We start from the raw sequence: 18,536 nt of genomic DNA, 5'->3' as shown, positions 1-18,536 counted from the left end.
CATGATTTATTTATTAGCTGAAATTAAAGCAAACCCAAACTGTATTGAAAAAGCACAAGCACTATTAGAGTCGCTAATTGCACCGACGCATTTAGAAAAAGGTTGTGAGAGCTACCAGTTGTTCGCTGATCAAAACGTAGAGGGTTTATTTGTAATGCAAGAAGTGTGGTTTTCTCAAGCACATCTTGATGAGCATTTAGAAAGCACACACTTTATGAATTTTCTAACTACAGCGGAAGAATATAAATTATTTGAATATGTGAAATTACGTCCAATGAATTTGGTTGGCTAATTTAGCTTAAATAAAAGCCACTATCTGTGTTTGCTGTTACAACAAACACTGGCAGTGGCTTTTTTATCACTAAAATTTTGTTATGACTAAATATTATTAAGCTATTATTGGACGTAATCCACTGATGATCAATTGCTTATCAACATGATAATCGGTCGCGTAATGACGCAATTTACAGTCATTACCATCATGACAACCACAACTTAAACAACGTTTTGCTTCATTTATTGCCGCTTGGTGGCTATAGCCTTTCTCAACTTCATTAAAACTTAAATGACGTGCGTTTACGTGCAGCTCTGACATTTGATTACGCATAACGTGTGTTAAGGCATGTTCAAGCTGAGCTTCAATATCTGTTGAATTATTATCTGCAAGTAATGAGCGCATAATATTTTTAAGTTTATCGACATGATCAGGGCGAATTAAATGCCCACGAGCCACATTGCGCTCACGGAATGACTCAGTGTAGAGTTTTTCCATGTTGCCACCAAATTGCACATCGATTGCTTGAGCTGCTTTACGGCCATCTGCGATGGCTTCGATTGCAGTGGCTGGGCCGCGACGAAAATCACCAATACCAAAGATGTTATCAACGCCAGAATACATGGTGTGCTCATCGGTATTGAGCGTATTCCAACGACTCATTGGTAGCTCTGTGGTTTCGTTAGCTAAAAAGTCAGTATTAGTTTTTTGTGACACAGCCGCTATCACTGTATCAAATTCAGCATAGATATATTCACCTGTCGCTTTAGGAGAACAACGTCCAGAAGCATCCGGTTCACCTAACGCCATTGTTTCTAATTTCACTTGGCAAATATGACCATTGTCATCAGCAATATTTTCCACTGGATTGGTCAAAAATAGGAATTTAACCCCTTCGTGTTCTGCTTCTTCAATTTCATAAACTTCAGCCGGCATTTCATCACGGGTGCGACGATAAATAAGGGTTGTGTCTGCTCCTAAACGTAAGGCGGTTCGTGCACAGTCAATTGCTGTATTGCCGCCGCCGATAACAGCCACTTTTTTACCAATGGTGTAGTGCTTATCAAGCATTTGATCTTTTAAAAAGTCGACCCCAAGATAATGCCCATTAAGATCGGTTCCTTGATAATGCATTTCACTGGCGAGTGAAGCACCAACTGCTAAACAGACGGCATCATAGTTGTGTTGTAATGATGATAGCGTAAAATCCGTCCCCAGCTTTTTATTGGTTTCAATCGTCATACCATTACGGCACATGATGTCAATTTCTTGATCTAAAATAGCTTTAGGTAAGCGGTATTCTGGAATGCCGTAACGTAACCAACCGCCAGCTTGAGGCATTGATTCAAAAATAGTGACGTTGTAACCTTCGTTGCTTAAGAAGTAACCACAACTTAGTCCACCAGGACCTGCACCAACGATGGCAATATGCTGCGCTTTAGTGGATTTTTTTATTGGGGTATAAGCATGTAATGATGCTAAATCAATATCTGCGGCGTAGCGTTTTATTTGTCGAATCGCAATCGAACCATCTACCAATTTACGCTGACATTTCGCTTCACAAAAAGCAGGGCACACACGACCAATAGACAATGGCATTGGTAGTGTTTTTTTGATGACTTCAATGGCTTTTTGAGGTTGATTGGTTGCAATAAAATAGAGATAAGATTGAATATCAACATCTGCAGGGCAAGCAACTTGGCAAGGAGGAACACTGCAACTGATATTGGGTGCGGATAAAATCTGTTCCAGTGCGTGTTTACGACGTTGAATTAATGCGGTCGATGTTGTTGTAACGACCATGCCTTCAGTCGGATGAATACGACATGCTTTAACTGTGCCGTGGTGTTCTATTTCAACATCGCATAGGTCACAGTTGTGATGAAAACCGTCAATATTACATAGCGATGGGATTGTAATGCCACATTCTTCAGCAGTTTTGAGCAAGGTTAGACGTTGACTTACCTTGAATGTGTTACCGTCAATAATGATATTTACCATTAATAGTCTCTATTCTTGTTATCGACTGAGAACAAAGTTGTATTGATATCGTTAGTGTTTCTCAGTGATTTTTAATTATTTTATGAATTACTTAAAGGCTATATCCGTATAAGCCAAAGATGCGAATTGCTTATAACAAAGCAGAGGTTAGACGTATTAAATTGTCTGTTATATGTTCGTTGGCTAAATAGGGACGGCATCATAGCATGATGCTTTGGAGGTATAAAGAGAGCTGTTGTCGGTTATATTTTTATTTTTTATATTTAAAATCAAAGAATTAAAATAGGTAATCGTTTGCTATGTGATGTTTTTATGGGAATTTTATTTGTAATAAACTTAAGGGCTAATCATAAGAAATCTGAATTATTACTGTTTGTTTTTAGGTTTGTTATTGTTGGGAATGCTTTGATGGTATAACCTAAAGCTCACGCAAGGGGGCACAATGTCAAAAAGCATATTTTTATTACGTCATGGTCAAACAGTTTTTAATGCACAACAGCGCTTACAAGGACATTGTAATTCTAACTTAACAGACTTGGGGCAACATCAAGCTGCTGCGATTGGTTTATCTCTACAAAATAAATTAGCAAATAAGCGTCAATGGACAATATATTCCAGCCCATTAGGCCGTGCGATGCAAACTGCTGCAATCGTTGCTGAACAAATAGGTATTGATGTAAGTGAGATTGTACAAGATGCACGCTTACAAGAATTTTGTTTAGGTGATTGGGAACAAGCATATATTCCTGATATTAAAGCAACACAGCCACGTCTTTGTGAACAACGTGATTGGTATTTAATGGCACCAAATGCTGAGTCTTATTATGCCGTTAAAGATCGTATTGAAGATTTTCTGGCTGATGTTTCAGTGCCAGAAAATGTCATTGTTGTTTCTCATGGGTTAACAGGCGCTGTATTTCGTGGTGTTTATGTCGGCATGACTTACAATGAAGTTTTCTCTCAAGATTTACCACAAGATGCTTATTTCTTATTAGCTAACGATAAAATCAGTCGTATTCAGTGTGATATCCACAGTGTCGCTGCCTTTGCCGTCTAAGTAGCCATAACAGCAAACTAATAGTAACGTTTTATCTATTAATAACAATTATCTTTCATTTCTGCATAAAGTATAATAAAACACAGTTTAGATAACGAATTTATGCTTATGTTCATTGTTGGTTCATTTATAGAAAGCTATTATTGAAATAGATAATAAAAGTATTGAATAAATGTTTGAATAAGCAGACTTATCAGGTATGAGATAAACATTAGGATAACCTAATGGCCTGATTGATATAATTTTAGAGAGGCGTGTCCATGAGAAATTTACTTACTGGTTTTTTTGCTGTTGTAGTCGGTTTATTTGCAGTTTCTTTTGCTGCCATTATGGCATTGTTTCTTGGTATTGCAGCAATGATTGCGAAGCCATTTATTAAACGTAAACTTGCAGCTGAAGGCATGCAATACGAAGAAAATAATTTTACAGAAGGCTTTGCTGGCCAAGATGAAACCATGAACAGTGTTTTCCGTCAGCAACGTCAAACGACAGCAAATGTGATTGATGGTGAATGCGAAGATGTGACTAGCCGAAAGTTTTAGTCGACGTCATATAAGCACTGATTATATCCAGAACGCCTAGCTATTATTGCTAGGCGTTTTTGTTTGTACTCAGCGACAGTTATTGAACGTTATAGGCTTTTGCTTTAACCATATTACGGTATTGCGATGGCGTAATATTAAACTCTTTTTGAAACCGTGTAGAAAAATGATACGGATCTTTATAGCCTACCTGCTCAGATACATCAGACAATGACATTCCAAAATCACGCAATAACTCTTTGGCTGTTTCCATTCTTATTTTTCGTAGATATTGATGGGGGGCTTGGCCAACTTGATCTTTAAATTTACGATTAAAGCTACGAAGGGGTAATTCACAATGCTGTGCAATTTGTTTCGAGGTTAATGGTTGTGACATATAGCGCTGCATCCAATCTTGCGCTTGAGCAATAGATTCATCAAATTGCACTTGACCGCCAATTTCATAAAAAGGTTGATGACCTGATTTACTGATTTCGTGGCCGTAATGGGTTTCGATAGTGTTGGCAATTTTTTGCCCATAATATTTAGAGATCAAATACAACACCATCTCGGTTTGTGAGTTAATACTTTCAGTGCAGTAAAGCCCGTTAGCTGAAGTAATAGAGGCTTGACGGTTAAGTTTTATTTGTGGATAACGCTGTGAGAATTTATCATAAAAATACCAATGAGTCGTTGCTGTTTGATTATTTAATAACCCCGTTTCAGCCAACCAAGTTACACCAGTACCTGTCGCAATGATCTGTGCGCCATTATGGTATTGCTTAATAAGCCAAGCAGGGATTTGTGGGTGTTTTGATAGTGATGAAATAGGGTTCCCCCACATTGGCGGCACAATGATAATGTCAAAATCAGATGGATCTTCAAAGGTAATATTCGGTTGAATACGAATACCTGCGGTGAGGGTTGGAGATTCAAGAGTAGAAGCAATGAGTTTAATTTCAAAAGGAGATTGTTGTTGTGTCTTACGATCTCGAAGGCTAGCTGCACTGGTTAATATCTCAGCACTAAGTGAAATTCCCGTAATTAATGCCCTATGAAAAAGTATAAAACCCACTTTCATTATTCCACCTCTGACTATAATTGTGCATAAAACACACATCATTGTAATGTTTTCACACTTCTGGCTGAAATGTCAGTGATTTTGGCATAAATGCAGAATGAATCACAGGTCAATGCTGATATTCTGTTTCAAACGGTGTATTAAATCGATCTCAGGATATTAAAATGGCAAAATTACCGCTAATTGTTGGTTTGGGTGGCATTAATGCCGCTGGTCGCAGTTCTGGTTTTCATAACTACAAACTTATGATTGCTGATGTGCTATCTGAAGATGCAATGCAGTCAACATGGCAAGATCTTGCTCGTCGAATGGGATTGAGTGATGATGGCGCTATTACTGAAGATATTATTACTGCAATTAAAGCGGGTACTTGTGTACGCCGTATTGATTCTTTTGATCCTGATAATTTGCTCTATCAATATAAAGCGAATCTCAATTCAGCCGATAATCAAATCACCTTTACTTTACGTAAATCGAAATTACCTAATCATATTCCAAGTAATTGGCAGGTTGATATTCAAGGTACAAAAGCCGTTATTACTGTGAATGGTAATTTTGATGCATTAGTTGAAGGGCGTGTTACTTTTCCTGTTTCTAGTGGCGGTAATATTCCAGCTGGTTTTGATCCTAGCAAATTATATAACTCTCGCTTCCATCCACGAGGTTTGGCGCTGACTGTCTATGGTGCTTCTGATGCACTTAACTCGTTAGGGTTTGAATGGGATGATGTGCTTCGCCATATCAAGCCTGATGAAGTGTCAGTCTATGCTGGCAGTGGTTTAGCACAAATTGATGATAACTCATTGGGTGGTATGATTGCGGCGCATCTTACTGGCGGTCGTGTAAGTTCTAAGATGATGGCATTATCATTAGCGCAAATGCCTGCTGACTTTATTAATGGTTATGTGATTAATAGCATTGGCGCAACGGGCACAAATATGGGGGCGTGTGCGACGTTCTTATATAATTTACGTCAAGGTATGCATGATATTCAACATGGCAAAGCGAAAGTTGTTATTGTTGGTAATGCAGAAGCCCCCGTTGTTCCCGAAATAATGGAAGGCTTCCGTGTGATGGGTGCACTGGCAGAAGATGAACAATTAAAAGCACTTGATGGTACTGATAGTGTTGATAATCGTCGTGCTTGTCGTCCATTTTCGTCAAATGCGGGCTTTACCATGGCAGAATCAGCGCAATTTGTGGTGTTGATGGAAGATGAATTGGCTCTTGAATTAGGCGCTAATATCTATGGCTCTGTGGCTGATGTATTTGTAAATGCTGATGCCAATAAAAAGTCAATTTCAGCACCAGGAGTGGGTAACTATGTCACCGTTGCGAAAGCGGCAGCATTGGCAAAAGCTATTCTTGGTGAAGAGGGCGTAAAACAAACATTTGTCCAAGCACACGGCACGGGTACTCCTCAAAACCGCGTGACTGAAAGTCATATTCTTAATGAAGTTGCTAAAACATTTGGTATTGAAAGCTGGCCTGTTGCAGCCATTAAATCATATGTAGGTCATTCAATGAGTGCAGCAGCAGGCGATCAGCTTGTGGCTTCATTAGGTGTGTGGCAATACGGTTGGTTACCTGCGATTAATACCATTGATCATGTTGCTGATGATGTTCATCGTTCAAATCTGAATATTCTTACTGAGCACACCTTTGCGGGTGATTGTGGCCAAGATTACAAAGCCGTTATTCTTAATGCGAAAGGCTTTGGTGGTAATAATGCTTCAGGGCTTGTGTTATCTCCTCAACAAACACTTGCAATGTTAACCGCGAAATATGGTACTGATGCAATGGCTGCTTATCAGGTGCGTAATCAGGCAGTTAAAGCGGTAACAACCCATAATGATGCTAGTGCATGCCAAGGGCAAGAAACCATTCGTTATCAATTTGGTGAAGCAGTAATGGATGAACATTCAGTTACTATTACATCTGATGCGATAAAATTGTCTGAGTTTGAACACGCGATCGTATTGAACAATGTTAATCCTTACGCCGATTACAACTAGAATTAAATAAGAAATAAGAAATAAGAAATAAGAAAGCAGGTTATTTATGACCTGCTTTTTATTACGATGAAAAAGAACAACAAGGATCATAGGTTAGTGACTAGAAAAAAAATAGCAGCGATATGGATTGGTGTTGCCAGTTTACTTGCTGTATCAACGTCTGCTTATAGCGCGACATGTTCAAATAATGGCGATGTGCTGCCATTATGGAATAACAGTGCTAGTCGTAGTGCGATCACGCAGTTTGTCAATGAAGTGACAACCGTAGGAAATCCTGATTTTGTAAAACCCAGTGCCCGTATTGCGGTATTAGATAATGATGGAACCTTGTGGCCTGAGAAACCCACTTATACGCAGTTTTTGTTTGCCTTTAGCCAAATTAAGCATGAAAGTGCGCAGCATCCTGAGTGGAAAACAGAAACACCGTATAAGTGGGTACTTGATAACAATACTAAAGCTATTTTCGCGAAAGGTTGGGGGGCATTACTGCCTATTCTTGCTACATCACAAGCAGGATTAACACCGGAACAATATAATAAAGATGTCTTAAATTGGCTTTCAACAGCGCAATCACCACGATTTAAGCGTCCTTATACCGATCTTGTTTATCAACCGATGGTAGAGTTGATTGATTATCTCCATGCGCATCAGTTTAAGGTGTTTATTGTAACCGGTGCTGGTGGTGCATTTGTAAAGCCGTGGAGTGAAGCTATTTATCACATTCCTGCTGAAAATGTGATTGGTACTGCATTTGGTTATACTTATAAAGACGGTGGATTAATTAAGAATGATAAGTTGGTATACATTGATGACGGCCCACAAAAGGCGATCAATATTGCGACGATCATTGGTAAGCGTCCTATTCTTGCGGTGGGTAACTCGACGGGTGATAAAGCAATGCTCTCATGGACAACCTCTCAAAAAGGGGCAAGCTTAGGTATGCTGATTCATCACACTGATAGTCAGCGTGAATGGCAATATGGTGCTGATTCTTTTGAAGGTAAATTTACGCCGGAGCTAATGCAAGCTGCACAACAGCATAAATGGCAAGTGGTTGATATGAAAAAAGATTGGTGTCGAATTTTTCCAACTAAAGCGGAACGTCGCCCATTATAGTTAGATAATGGCTTGATGATGCAGTGCTTACGCTTTTGCTAAAATGCATGAGTGAATAAACAATAAAAAGCCGAGTAAGAGAGTAATCTTAGCTCGGCTTTATCGTGTTTAGTCTTGTTTAAATTACTTCTTTAAACGAGTGATTTTAGTTGCTTTACTGCTAATAGCTTTGCGTAAACGTGCACGACGTTCAGCGGCTGATTGATCTTGTGTTGGGTTGTTTTGACGACCTGCACGATCACGGTAAGCAGCTTTAGTGTTCATTCGCTCAACTAAGGCTTCACGACTCTTAGGCTCGTAGCCTTCTAATTGTACGCGGTGAATACGTTGATTAATCAAACGTTCGATTTGAACTAAGGTTAGTTCTTCTTCACGGCTTACAAACGAGATTGCATTACCTTTTTGTCCTGCACGACCTGTACGGCCAATGCGGTGAACATAGTCTTCTGCCAAAAATGGCATGTCGTAGTTAACAACATAAGGCAAGTTTTGAATATCTAAACCACGAGCAGCAACTTCTGTTGCTACCATTACGCGTGCTTTACCTTCTTTAAACTCTTCTAATGCACGACGACGAGCACTTTGTGCTTTGTCACCGTGGCAAAGAACCGCTTTAATACCATCAAGTTTTAGCTCTTTAACCAGTTGGTTAGCTGTTTCTTTGTAGTTTACAAATACAAGTACTTGAGGCCAGTTTTTCTTACCAATTAATTCAGATAGCATTTCACGTTTGCGATCTTCATCAACAGGGTATACCACGTGAGCCACTGTAGAAGCAGTACTGTTTTCTGGTGTAACTGTAATGCGTTGCGGTTTACGAAGAATATCTGCTGCTAATGCGTTCATTTGTGCAGAAGATGTCGCAGAGAACAACATAGTTTGTGGCTTAGTACGAATATCTTCTAGAATAACGCGAATCGCACCGATAAAGCCCATATCAAGCATACGGTCAGCTTCATCAAATACTAAACATTCTAGATTAGCTAATGAAACGTTATGTTGCTCCATGTGTTCAATTAAACGACCCGGTGTTGCAACTAGAATATCAACACCTTGTTCTAGGCGTTTTTCTTGTGTTGCCATTTTTTTGCCACCAAAAACAGCCGTACAATTAATGTTGGTGTATTTAGCATAATCGTTGATGTTAACTGAGATTTGTTCTGCGAGTTCGCGCGTTGGTGCAAGGATTAATGCACGAACGTTAAAACGGCTTTTTGTTGCTGGTTTGTCCAACAACTTTTGAATAATAGGTAATGCAAAAGCGGCTGTTTTGCCTGTTCCTGTTTGTGCTAATGCTAAAATGTCAGCACCACGTCGCGCTTGAGGAATCGCTTTTTGCTGAATTGGGGTTAATTTCTCGTAACCAATATCGGTTAATGCTTTAACAAGCTCTGGAGAAAAACCTTGAGATAAAAATGACATGCTGTGTTCCTAAACTGTCGGCCTATGCCGATTACATTCATAAACTAATGATTATGGTCAGTTTATGAATGTAATCCGCGAATAAAATGACCGCGTATTATAATAGATTGTAGATTATTGCGCTACCGTATCCTGAGCTAATATAAACCCCGCATTACGCGGGGTTGATAGCATCATTGATAGAACAAAAAGCTTACTTAAATTCAGCTTTGCGCATACGGTTTAATACCGCCATAACTTCAATGACGCGAGGTTTAGCCATTTCACCATACTTAGGCATCATATCAGCCCAGTTATCGTGCAACATATTGGCAAACGCACGAGTAGGATTTTTTTCCCACCCTTTTGTTTGTGCTAGTTGGAACCATAGGTACCCAATAGCTAATAGCTGGCTAGAGTGAGCAATTTGCTCTAATGCTTGTAAATCAATGTATTCACGACCAAAACGAAGAGACGTCTTGTCTTTAACCTGAATACGGAATTTACCTTCTTCTAGCATTGCTTGTAATGCACTGCGGTTTATTTGACGTGTGCGAGGATGAACAATAACTTCTGTTCCTTCTTGCTTACGACGTGTTGGGTGAGAAGCTACCACAGCACGTGCTTTTTCTGTCACATCAACAGCATCATAGTTGTGCATTTGAATGACAGTATCAGCAACATCAAGATAGTCACCAGAACCGCCCATTACCAACATAACTGAGATGTTGTGTTGATCGCGTAATAGTGCAATACGGTCAACCAATGGTGTTATTGGCTCATCTTCTTTACAGATCAGTGCTTGCATACGTTCATCACGGATCATGAAGTTAGACGCTGATGTGTCTTCATCAATCAATAAGGCTTCAGCGCCTGATTCAATTGATTCTTGTAACCATGATGCTTGTGACGTTGAGCCTGACGCATTTTGACTACTAAAAGCAGTTGTGTCTTTACCCATTGGTAAGTTGCTGATGTAAGGTGATAGGTCAACATTGTGAACACAACGACCATCTTCAGCGCGAATTTTAGCCGCAGCGTAATTGGTAACAACGTACTCACGGCCATCGCCAGGAATATGATCATATACTGAGCGTTCAATAGCACTCAACAACGTTGATTTACCATGGAAGCCACCACCAACGATAAGCGTAATACCTTCAGGAATACCCATACCGCGTATTTTGCCTTTATGCGGCGCTTCTAGTTCAACCGCTAAGTTATCAGGGCTTAGGAATGGCACTGCTTCCGTTAGTGGTAAATCACTATTACCAGCAAGGCGAGGTAATAAGCTGCCATCAGCGACAAAGGCTAATAATTTGTGTTGTTTAAGCTGGCTTCGTAGCGCAACTTGATCTTCAACCGCTTCACAGTGACGTTGTAACTCATCCATGGGTAATTCACGCGCGATAGTGGCTCGACGAATCATCTTTGGTAAGTAGAATGTCAGTAGATTAAGGGTTTTTTTCGCAATAATAGTACGGCCATCAGCAGGCATATTAATGCGGAAACGTAATTCAATACCTTCTTCATCAAACACAACTGAAGTGCGATCAAGAATGGTTTGTCCAGGCATGTCAATTAAGACAGCATTATCTTGCTGGGATAATTCAGCAAAGAAGCGTGCAATAAAATCACGAGCTGCACGTTGATAATCAGTCGATTTTTCACGTAGCCATTCAAGGTCAGTTAATGACCAAGCGCGACGGGCACGAACGCGAGAAGCAGGCGCAAAAGGATCCGACTGAACGGTATCGATAAAAAAGTCGAAATCAACAAAGTGATATTCACCGCGCATACTTGAATAGCTACGGTAGTTATGACGGTCAATTTTATGGAGTTTGGCTTCGAGTAATTGCATATCGCCCCGATATCGTTCGTTATTAAATACAGAGCGCATAATGTGGTTGGCTCTAGTCGCTGGATATTACACTAAACACTGACTTTTAGCATGAAAACTTTATCTAGGTCACAAAAAAACGTTTTAAGCGTCGATTGTTTCAAAACGAAGAAATAACAAAATGTAAAGTAATATTACGCTAACAAAATAATACTAATGCTGAAGTGATCGTTATGAAGCAAAGCTTTTATTTATGAGCCATATCATCATTAAATAGCACCAATAGGGCGTTGAATACCCAAAAGGCATATTAATTCCTTGTATATATATGTTTATTCTTGGTTTTTTTGGGGTGATAAATTAATTATATTTATATGAACATTTAAATATAGTTTAGAACACTAAAATATTGTTTATTAGAAGTGATTATTAGCACTAAAAATGAAATTGTAAGTAAAAGTAAACTATTTTCGTCTTTTCTATCACTCAATACTGGTTATCTTTGCTGTTATGATGCATTCTTAAAAGATAAAACAACGAAAACTTACATAAAACCAATGAGTTATTCCTTTTTGGTATAATTTATCTGTGTTATGTAACAATGATTATCAAGGTAACAACTATGAATAAACCACAGCTTAAAACTATTGCCGAAAACGCTTTTTTTTCAATGTTTCGTCGCAAAGCTGATGTGTGTGATATTCAGGAAACCTTTTATGGTTGGGTAGTTTTTCTTGCCTCAGGGAAGTCGAAAATTGTGGTCAAATTTTCGCGTGAAGTAGGTCGAATTGGTAAAGAAGTGGCGAGTTTAGAGCAGTTACGTAAAATTGTGTCGTGCCCTGTGCCTGAAATTTATTTATTTGGTCGAGAAGCAGGCTATGACTATATCGTTTTAGATTGGTTAGACGGTGTCTCTGCACATCAATTACCAGAAGATTCTAAAGCGGTGATGACATTCAGAGAAGATTATACTGATATTTTATTAGCGCTACATGAACATCAGCATCCACAAGGTTTTGAACTTTCAAATGGTCAATTTAGCCAAAATTTAAGTTCAGCATTTGATGATTGGATGGGAAGTGTCTATCACTATTTAATGAGTACAGGTTCCCCTTTCAGCTCGAAGTTAAAAGAAAAATTCACAGAACTTTGGGAAAATAGGACCAAAATATTAGCACCAATTGCCCATGAGTCATCGTCATTTGTACATGATGATTGTCATATTGCGAATGTGTTATTTGATCCTACCACGTTCAAAGTTGCAGGATTATTAGACCCTTGTGACAGTGGTTTTAAACATCGAGAATTGGATGTGATTCATTTATTTGATGTGCGTAGTGATTTACATATTGCAGAACGCTACTTAGAAAAAAGTCATTTAGATGATGGTTTTGAAGAGCGTCGTCATTTTTTTAGTCTATGGGATGATGCTAAGCATAGTCGCAATATGGGTTGGTATAATGAACAATGGTTAACGAATAAGTTTTCATTATATGAATCAGCAGTGCAGTAACGACGTACTTTAACGATATAGAATTATTTGGCATAACGTGAATCTACGTATTATGGTTAGTTATGGTTTGTAAAAATGTAAAGGAAGATGTGATTTATGAAGAAAACGGCAGTAGGTTTATTAACCTTGTTTCTTTTTGGTTGTGCTCAACAATTACCTGTCGACGATCAGCAACAAACAACAGCATCGGTAGCTAAGCCAATTACCAAACCATTAGCATTTGCATCAATGGTGACGGCTGCTGAGATAAAAGCAGCGGCAAAAGCACAAACTGCCGCCGCTGAAAAAAAAGCATCCCAAAAGCATCAACAGGCTTTAGTTAAAAAGGATGTGACAACAGATAAAATTACGGCTTCAACCGCATCAGCTAAGTTAGCATCTGTTGATCATAAGCAAAAGGCGGCCACAAAAAAGACCACCAAAGATGGCATGTTAGTTTTAGGTCACCATGAATGGGTACTAATATTATCGGGTACCAAACATGTTTCTGCTTATATTGATCCTAAATCAACAACGTCTCGAATTGGTGTTAAAGATTTAGTGGAATTTGAGCGTGATGGTGATAATTGGGTGAAGTTTAATTTTCAAGGCAAAGAATATAAATACCCAGTGAAATCATGGTCAAAATCTGAAGATAAAAAACGATTACCTGTTGTGTCACTACGAACAAAACTTGGGGATCGTAATGATGAAGTTGAATATCAATTAATTGCAGGTGGTAATGGGGTTGTTTTAGGTGAAAACTTTATGCGAGATATCGCGATACAGAATAGCCAACGCCAATACGTTCAGCCGCGAGCAAAGTAATTTCATTTTATATTAAGTTAACAAGATAAGAAATGGCATTGATCTTACTTAAGATCAATGCCGTTTTTTGTTACCGATTAGTGTGCTTTATTCAGTAACGATAACTTCATAGCTACTAAATTTTCGTATATTAATCACGCCGGTATCAAACAATAAATACTGACCTTTAATCCCTTCGAGAATACCACTGACTACGGGTTCTTTATCAAAATTATGTGACGCTATTTTGGTTGGAAACTGATCAACAGGATAATGAATATCCACAATGCTATTATCCAAATATTCGATAGCATCTTCACCAAATTCTGCCGTTATCTCAGCTAATTTTTGTTTTACTTGTGGTAACAGTAACTGCGCTTGTTGCTGTAAATCGATATCGTCATTATTGCCTTTTAGCATTGTGCGCCAATTGGTTTTATCTGCCACCATTTCAGCGATAGCAACTTCAACGAGCCCTGATATTTGGCGGGTTTTTACTTTTAATACCGCAAGAGCTTGAGTTGCACCTTGATCAATCCAGCGAGTTGGGAGCTGAGTATGACGAGTGATGCCAACTTTAAGGGCTGATGTATTAGAAAGATAAACATAGTGAGGCACCATGCAATTTTCTTCACCCCATTGTGGTTCACGACAAGTTCCTTCAGCGTAATGACAAGTTTCTGGTTTCATGATGCACATGTCACAGCTAGCTAGCTTTTTCATACAAGGAAAACAATGCCCTTGAGAATAGCTTTTTTTTGTCTTTTTTCCGCATGAACAGCAGAAGATATTGCCTGTATGAGTGAGCGTTAATTGCTTACCAATATAGGGATTAAGATGCAGTTGTTGATCGCCAACAGGGAGATAGTAATCAACGATATCTCCAAGAGATGATTTCATTTTACTGAGTGTACCTTGCATGCTCGTGCTCACCATTAATTGTTTGTTCTGAGTGTATCAGTGATTGGTATCAAGACCTAAATATCTTGCGATGATTGATATTGAATCGCAAACCCTATAATTAGGCGGATTCTGATCTCATTACATAAACAGTAGCTATAATTAAGTGAATATACATTTGTTGTCATAGAGGGGCAAATATGAAAAATAAATTTAAGAGGCTAATAAATGCTTATATAAAAATAGTAAGTAGCAAGCAGATCCATAATATTTACAAATAATAAATCCAGTAATGATATTGTTATAATTATATTTATTAAATTCAATCGAAGACGTTATTACAAAATGAAAGTTAAAAAACAAGAAAACCCAAGAATATTGACTATTCTTGGGTTTTATAATAAATATTTATTAATGTTGTAAATGACGTGAACTGTGTTTTTCTAGCTTGCTAAATAGCAGTGATAAGCTAAAGCACAATAAAAAATAAACAACACCAACGATAAGCCATATTTCAAAGATAAACCCAGATGAGTTAGCAATCTCAGAACCAGTAAAAGTAAGCTCTTGTATCGAAATTAATGAAATAATGGATGAATCTTTTACGATTGATATAAATTGTCCCGCTAGTGTCGGAACAATAGCTGTTAATGCTTGTGGAAATATAACAAATCGAAATCGACTATAGGTTGACAAGCCAAGTGAATCTGCCGCTTCCCATTGCCCCTTACTGATAGTATTAATGCCTGAACGAATTATCTCAGCTATATAAGCCGCTGCAATTAATCCTACACATAGCACACCTGAAAATAGGTTTTCCCATAGGTTACTATGTCCAAATAAAATAATCTGTAAGGCGTTTTCTTGGCCATTATAGTGACGAAAGATACCGCTTAAGCCGAGCAGTGGAACTAGCTGATTTGAAATGAAAAAGTAGAAAATAAACACAAACACAAGCGGCGGAATATTACGCAGTAACTGGATATAGCTACTTGAGATAAGTCGCATTATTTTAAATGATGAGAGGTTAGCGAGTGCGAGTAATAAACCAAATGTAGCGGCAAAAATCATGCCCCAAATACTAACACGAATGGTGCTAATGATACCTTGTATAAAATAAGGTAAGCCACCATGATGGCTACAAGTAAAGATAAGCTCAAATGCTTGACGCCAATGCCAATGGTAGTGAATACCAATAGACGAACGATAAGCTAGCCAACTCAGAAAACAACCAATAACAATCAGTAAAAAGATATCGAGTTTATTCAGTTTGAAATTAAAGCGACGCTTTACAGGAGGGCGTAAACCCTCCTGTATTGTATTGTCACCTGACGTTTTAGCGACAGTCATTATTAATTATTCTCGTTAACCAGGTTTTGCCAATCAGTTGTTTTAAACCAATATTGGTAACGATTGTTTAACCAGCCATCTTCTGTGCGTACTTGAATCCAGTTATTAAGGAAATTTAGCAAGTTAAAGTCACCTTGACGAATCGCAAAACCGGTTGCGTAACGTGTTAGAGGCTTTTTAAATGGCATAAATAAGCTTTCTGGATTTTTAATGACCATTTGCTCAGGTGTTGGCGTTGATGCTAATGCAGCTTGAGCATTACCATTAAGCACTTCTTGGAATGCTTGGGTTTCATCATCAAACTGGCGTAGTTTTGCTTTCGGGAATAACTTACGTGCAGTTTGGACTGGGTAAGCGCCACTACGAACGGCAATTGTCACACTGCGTTTATTATAGTCAGCAATTGTTGTCATTTTTGATGCTAGTTTTTTGCTAGCAACCATTTGAACCGCAGAATATGAGTATGGGTGAGTGAATAGCACGCTCATATTACGTTCAGGAGTAATGGTTAAACCGCCAATGATGACATCAAATTTACCTGCTAATAGTGCAGGAATAATACCATCCCAAGCGGTAGGTACAAATTCAACTTTTAATCCAGCATCAGCCGCTAAACGCTTAGCAACATCAACTTCAAAACCAATTAAATCGCCTTGCTTATCACGCATAGCCCAAGGAACAAATGTTGATAAACCAACACGTAACGTACCGCTTTCTTTAATTTGCTGTAGCGCATTACTGTCGTCTGCAGCAAAGGCATTATTAGCCCCTAATAAGCAAGTAAAAACGGTAACGAGTACCGCAATAAAGCGTTTCATAGCTTTCTCCATCGATGTGCATAAATTTAATGATTAGGGATACTTAAACGGCGCTCTAGCCAAACTGCTAATGCTGATAATGTTAAAGTGATACAAAGATAAATTGCAGCCACAGTGAACCACACTTCAAATGGCATCGCTGTGTCTGCGACAATATTCCGTCCTTCTGTTGTAAGATCAAATATAGCCATAATACTTACAATAGAAGAATTTTTTACTAACGATACCGCTTCATTTGTGAGCGGTGGAATTATTTTTCTAAACATTTGTGGAATAACAACAAATCGGTAACTATCAATTTGTGATAAACCTAAACTTTCTGCTGCTTCAATCTGACCTCGAGGGATCCCTTGTAGTCCAGCTCGAAAAATTTCAGCGCTATAAGCCCCTTGAAATAAAGACAGCGCTAAAATAGCAGTTGTAGTGCGATCAATACCTAATACTGGGCCAAAAACGAAATATAATAGATAAATTTGAACCAATAACGGTGTACTACGAATAACCTCAATATACCCACGAGCAAGGCTTCGCCCGACAATAGAGTCAGACATTCGTAATAACGCGGTGATAAAGCCGATAACAATAGTACAGATTAAGCTGATACTTGATATTTTCAGCGTTACCATTAAGCCTTCAAGTAAGTCACCAGAATACCATTGGCCATCTTCTTTAAACCAAAGGTATTCAGGAATACGGTACCATTGCCAGTGATAATGCATGGCTTTAGCTCCGCTATTGAGTAGCAACATGATGATAGAAGCGACACAAATTACTTGTAAGGCGATGGCGATAATTTTAGGAATTCGAGATCGTGTATTGTGGGTCATTATTTTGATCTCAATAGCTAAGGATATTTTCTAAAAATTGTTGTGTACGCTGATGTTGAGGATGATCAAACAATTGCGTTGGAGGTGCTATTTCAACAATTTCACCTTGATCCATAAATATAACCCGATCGGCAACTTGACGAGCAAAGCCCATTTCATGCGTTACACAAACCATAGTAATACCATCATCGGCGAGTTCTTTCATAACATCAAGAACTTCACGGATCATTTCCGGATCAAGGGCAGATGTAGGCTCATCAAAAAGCAATATATTGGGTTTCATACATAAAGAACGGGCAATCGCTACCCGTTGCTGTTGACCGCCAGACAGTTGGCCTGGAAACTTATCCGCTTGATGACCGATGTTGACACGCTCTAGAAACTTACGAGCTAAATTCTCTGCGTCAACTTTTGACATTTTCAATGCGCGACGAGGGGCTAATGTAAGATTATCTAAAACCGTCATATGAGGAAATAAATTGAAGTGCTGAAAAACCATACCAACTTGGCCACGAATAGTATGAAGTTCTTCGTGGTTTAATATATGCCCAGCGACTGTTATCTCACCGTTATTATATTTCTCCAATCCATTTATGCAGCGAATCAATGTGGATTTACCTGAACCTGATGGTCCACAAATGACCAGTCTTTCACCTTTATTAATAGAAAGATTAATATTTTTGAGTGCATGATAATTGCCATACCATTTGTCAACATTATTAAATGTGATTATGTTTTTTTCAAGCAACGTTGCACTCCTTAAATTTAATAGGCATCTATTTATATGATCTTTAGTTATGTTTTTTATGATTAAAGAATACAGAATTATTGAATTAATATGTTAATTTTGGTCAATGATATATCAGCAATGCATTGATCGTATCTATATTTTTTAATGTATAACAAATTTGGTTGCTAATAATTTTTATAAGTATATTTTACAGCGTTTCTATTCTCTAGTGTAATAATATATCCTGTATTTTTGATGTTTCTGTTCATATATTGTCATTTATATGTGAAATGATGCAGAAGCTTA

General features: G+C 38.3%; 16 protein-coding genes. 7 read left to right on the top strand and 9 right to left on the bottom strand.

Translation table 11 applies throughout. The annotated features are described in order from the left end of the window. Position 1: 1 nt before the first annotated feature. A complete protein-coding gene (locus tag ACJZU6_RS19875) occupies positions 2 to 292 on the top strand; it encodes a putative quinol monooxygenase (protein WP_408901194.1) in 291 nt (96 codons plus the stop codon). A gap of 96 nt (positions 293 to 388) precedes the next feature. Here ACJZU6_RS19875 and ACJZU6_RS19870 read toward each other — a convergent pair whose 3' ends face one another. Then, the gene (locus tag ACJZU6_RS19870; RefSeq protein WP_408901193.1) at positions 389 to 2,275 is read right to left on the bottom strand and encodes an FAD-dependent oxidoreductase; all 1,887 of its coding nucleotides are present in this window, start codon (positions 2,273 to 2,275) and stop codon (positions 389 to 391) included. A 442-nt stretch (positions 2,276 to 2,717) separates the two neighbouring features. Between ACJZU6_RS19870 and ACJZU6_RS19865 the strand changes: the two genes are divergently transcribed. Both ACJZU6_RS19865 and ACJZU6_RS19860 read left to right on the top strand, forming a co-directional pair. Then, a complete protein-coding gene (locus tag ACJZU6_RS19865) occupies positions 2,718 to 3,332 on the top strand; it encodes a histidine phosphatase family protein (RefSeq protein WP_080156072.1) in 615 nt (204 codons plus the stop codon). A 260-nt stretch (positions 3,333 to 3,592) separates the two neighbouring features. After that, positions 3,593 to 3,874, top strand: coding sequence for a hypothetical protein (locus ACJZU6_RS19860; protein WP_080156071.1), 282 nt, complete (start codon positions 3,593 to 3,595; stop codon positions 3,872 to 3,874). 79 nt (positions 3,875 to 3,953) lie between these two features. On the opposite strand, the gene ACJZU6_RS19855 is transcribed toward ACJZU6_RS19860, so the two are convergent. Further along, positions 3,954 to 4,934, bottom strand: a complete 981-nt coding sequence (locus ACJZU6_RS19855; RefSeq protein ID WP_408901192.1) for a GlxA family transcriptional regulator — start codon at positions 4,932 to 4,934, stop codon at positions 3,954 to 3,956. Positions 4,935 to 5,098: 164 nt separating this feature from the next. On the opposite strand from ACJZU6_RS19855, the gene ACJZU6_RS19850 reads away from it, so the two are divergent. Both ACJZU6_RS19850 and ACJZU6_RS19845 read left to right on the top strand, forming a co-directional pair. After that, positions 5,099 to 6,949 (top strand): beta-ketoacyl synthase, encoded by a 1,851-nt coding sequence (locus ACJZU6_RS19850; RefSeq protein WP_408901191.1) that lies wholly within the window; start codon positions 5,099 to 5,101, stop codon positions 6,947 to 6,949. 96 nt (positions 6,950 to 7,045) lie between these two features. After that, a complete protein-coding gene (locus ACJZU6_RS19845; RefSeq protein WP_408901190.1) occupies positions 7,046 to 8,065 on the top strand; it encodes an HAD family hydrolase in 1,020 nt (339 codons plus the stop codon). 123 nt (positions 8,066 to 8,188) lie between these two features. On the opposite strand, the gene ACJZU6_RS19840 is transcribed toward ACJZU6_RS19845, so the two are convergent. Beyond that, positions 8,189 to 9,487: a DEAD/DEAH box helicase gene (locus tag ACJZU6_RS19840; RefSeq protein ID WP_080156067.1), complete on the bottom strand. Its 1,299-nt coding sequence runs from the start codon at positions 9,485 to 9,487 to the stop codon at positions 8,189 to 8,191. Positions 9,488 to 9,680: 193 nt separating this feature from the next. Next, complete coding sequence (locus ACJZU6_RS19835; RefSeq protein ID WP_080156554.1) at positions 9,681 to 11,327, bottom strand: ABC-ATPase domain-containing protein; 1,647 nt, start codon at positions 11,325 to 11,327, stop codon at positions 9,681 to 9,683. 601 nt (positions 11,328 to 11,928) lie between these two features. Here ACJZU6_RS19835 and ACJZU6_RS19830 point away from each other — a divergent pair. Further along, positions 11,929 to 12,819, top strand: coding sequence for a phosphotransferase (locus tag ACJZU6_RS19830; RefSeq protein WP_080156066.1), 891 nt, complete (start codon positions 11,929 to 11,931; stop codon positions 12,817 to 12,819). A 96-nt stretch (positions 12,820 to 12,915) separates the two neighbouring features. Then, positions 12,916 to 13,626: a RimK/LysX family protein gene (locus ACJZU6_RS19825; RefSeq protein WP_080156065.1), complete on the top strand. Its 711-nt coding sequence runs from the start codon at positions 12,916 to 12,918 to the stop codon at positions 13,624 to 13,626. A gap of 87 nt (positions 13,627 to 13,713) precedes the next feature. Here ACJZU6_RS19825 and ACJZU6_RS19820 read toward each other — a convergent pair whose 3' ends face one another. From ACJZU6_RS19820 to ACJZU6_RS19800, 5 genes are all read right to left on the bottom strand, one after another. Continuing rightward, positions 13,714 to 14,526: a DUF2797 domain-containing protein gene (locus ACJZU6_RS19820; protein WP_080156064.1), complete on the bottom strand. Its 813-nt coding sequence runs from the start codon at positions 14,524 to 14,526 to the stop codon at positions 13,714 to 13,716. 390 nt (positions 14,527 to 14,916) lie between these two features. Then, positions 14,917 to 15,855 (bottom strand): ABC transporter permease subunit, encoded by a 939-nt coding sequence (locus tag ACJZU6_RS19815; RefSeq protein ID WP_080156063.1) that lies wholly within the window; start codon positions 15,853 to 15,855, stop codon positions 14,917 to 14,919. A gap of 2 nt (positions 15,856 to 15,857) precedes the next feature. Further along, positions 15,858 to 16,673, bottom strand: a complete 816-nt coding sequence (locus tag ACJZU6_RS19810) for a transporter substrate-binding domain-containing protein (RefSeq protein WP_080156062.1) — start codon at positions 16,671 to 16,673, stop codon at positions 15,858 to 15,860. A gap of 26 nt (positions 16,674 to 16,699) precedes the next feature. Continuing rightward, a complete protein-coding gene (locus tag ACJZU6_RS19805; protein ID WP_408901189.1) occupies positions 16,700 to 17,500 on the bottom strand; it encodes an amino acid ABC transporter permease in 801 nt (266 codons plus the stop codon). A 10-nt stretch (positions 17,501 to 17,510) separates the two neighbouring features. After that, positions 17,511 to 18,248: an amino acid ABC transporter ATP-binding protein gene (locus ACJZU6_RS19800; RefSeq protein ID WP_408901188.1), complete on the bottom strand. Its 738-nt coding sequence runs from the start codon at positions 18,246 to 18,248 to the stop codon at positions 17,511 to 17,513. Between the last annotated feature and the right edge of the window lie 288 nt (positions 18,249 to 18,536).

This window comes from Photobacterium piscicola (assembly GCF_046058925.1).
In the GTDB taxonomy this organism is placed as follows: Bacteria; Pseudomonadota; Gammaproteobacteria; order Enterobacterales; family Vibrionaceae; genus Photobacterium; species Photobacterium piscicola.
Note: the sequence above shows the minus strand (reverse complement) of the source record. Positions and strands in the feature narration are given on the sequence as shown.

What these genes read in the sequence shown, in the direction of transcription:
- ACJZU6_RS19875 (WP_408901194.1), top strand. Translation starts at nt 2, where the DNA reads ATGATTTATTTATTAGCTGAAATTAAAGCAAACCCAAACTGTATTGAA.
- ACJZU6_RS19870 (WP_408901193.1), bottom strand. Translation starts at nt 2,275, where the DNA reads ATGGTAAATATCATTATTGACGGTAACACATTCAAGGTAAGTCAACGT.
- ACJZU6_RS19865 (WP_080156072.1), top strand. Translation starts at nt 2,718, where the DNA reads ATGTCAAAAAGCATATTTTTATTACGTCATGGTCAAACAGTTTTTAAT.
- ACJZU6_RS19860 (WP_080156071.1), top strand. Translation starts at nt 3,593, where the DNA reads ATGAGAAATTTACTTACTGGTTTTTTTGCTGTTGTAGTCGGTTTATTT.
- ACJZU6_RS19855 (WP_408901192.1), bottom strand. Translation starts at nt 4,934, where the DNA reads ATGAAAGTGGGTTTTATACTTTTTCATAGGGCATTAATTACGGGAATT.
- ACJZU6_RS19850 (WP_408901191.1), top strand. Translation starts at nt 5,099, where the DNA reads ATGGCAAAATTACCGCTAATTGTTGGTTTGGGTGGCATTAATGCCGCT.
- ACJZU6_RS19840 (WP_080156067.1), bottom strand. Translation starts at nt 9,487, where the DNA reads ATGTCATTTTTATCTCAAGGTTTTTCTCCAGAGCTTGTTAAAGCATTA.
- ACJZU6_RS19835 (WP_080156554.1), bottom strand. Translation starts at nt 11,327, where the DNA reads ATGCAATTACTCGAAGCCAAACTCCATAAAATTGACCGTCATAACTAC.
- ACJZU6_RS19830 (WP_080156066.1), top strand. Translation starts at nt 11,929, where the DNA reads ATGAATAAACCACAGCTTAAAACTATTGCCGAAAACGCTTTTTTTTCA.
- ACJZU6_RS19825 (WP_080156065.1), top strand. Translation starts at nt 12,916, where the DNA reads ATGAAGAAAACGGCAGTAGGTTTATTAACCTTGTTTCTTTTTGGTTGT.
- ACJZU6_RS19820 (WP_080156064.1), bottom strand. Translation starts at nt 14,526, where the DNA reads ATGCAAGGTACACTCAGTAAAATGAAATCATCTCTTGGAGATATCGTT.
- ACJZU6_RS19815 (WP_080156063.1), bottom strand. Translation starts at nt 15,855, where the DNA reads ATGACTGTCGCTAAAACGTCAGGTGACAATACAATACAGGAGGGTTTA.
- ACJZU6_RS19810 (WP_080156062.1), bottom strand. Translation starts at nt 16,673, where the DNA reads ATGAAACGCTTTATTGCGGTACTCGTTACCGTTTTTACTTGCTTATTA.
- ACJZU6_RS19805 (WP_408901189.1), bottom strand. Translation starts at nt 17,500, where the DNA reads ATGACCCACAATACACGATCTCGAATTCCTAAAATTATCGCCATCGCC.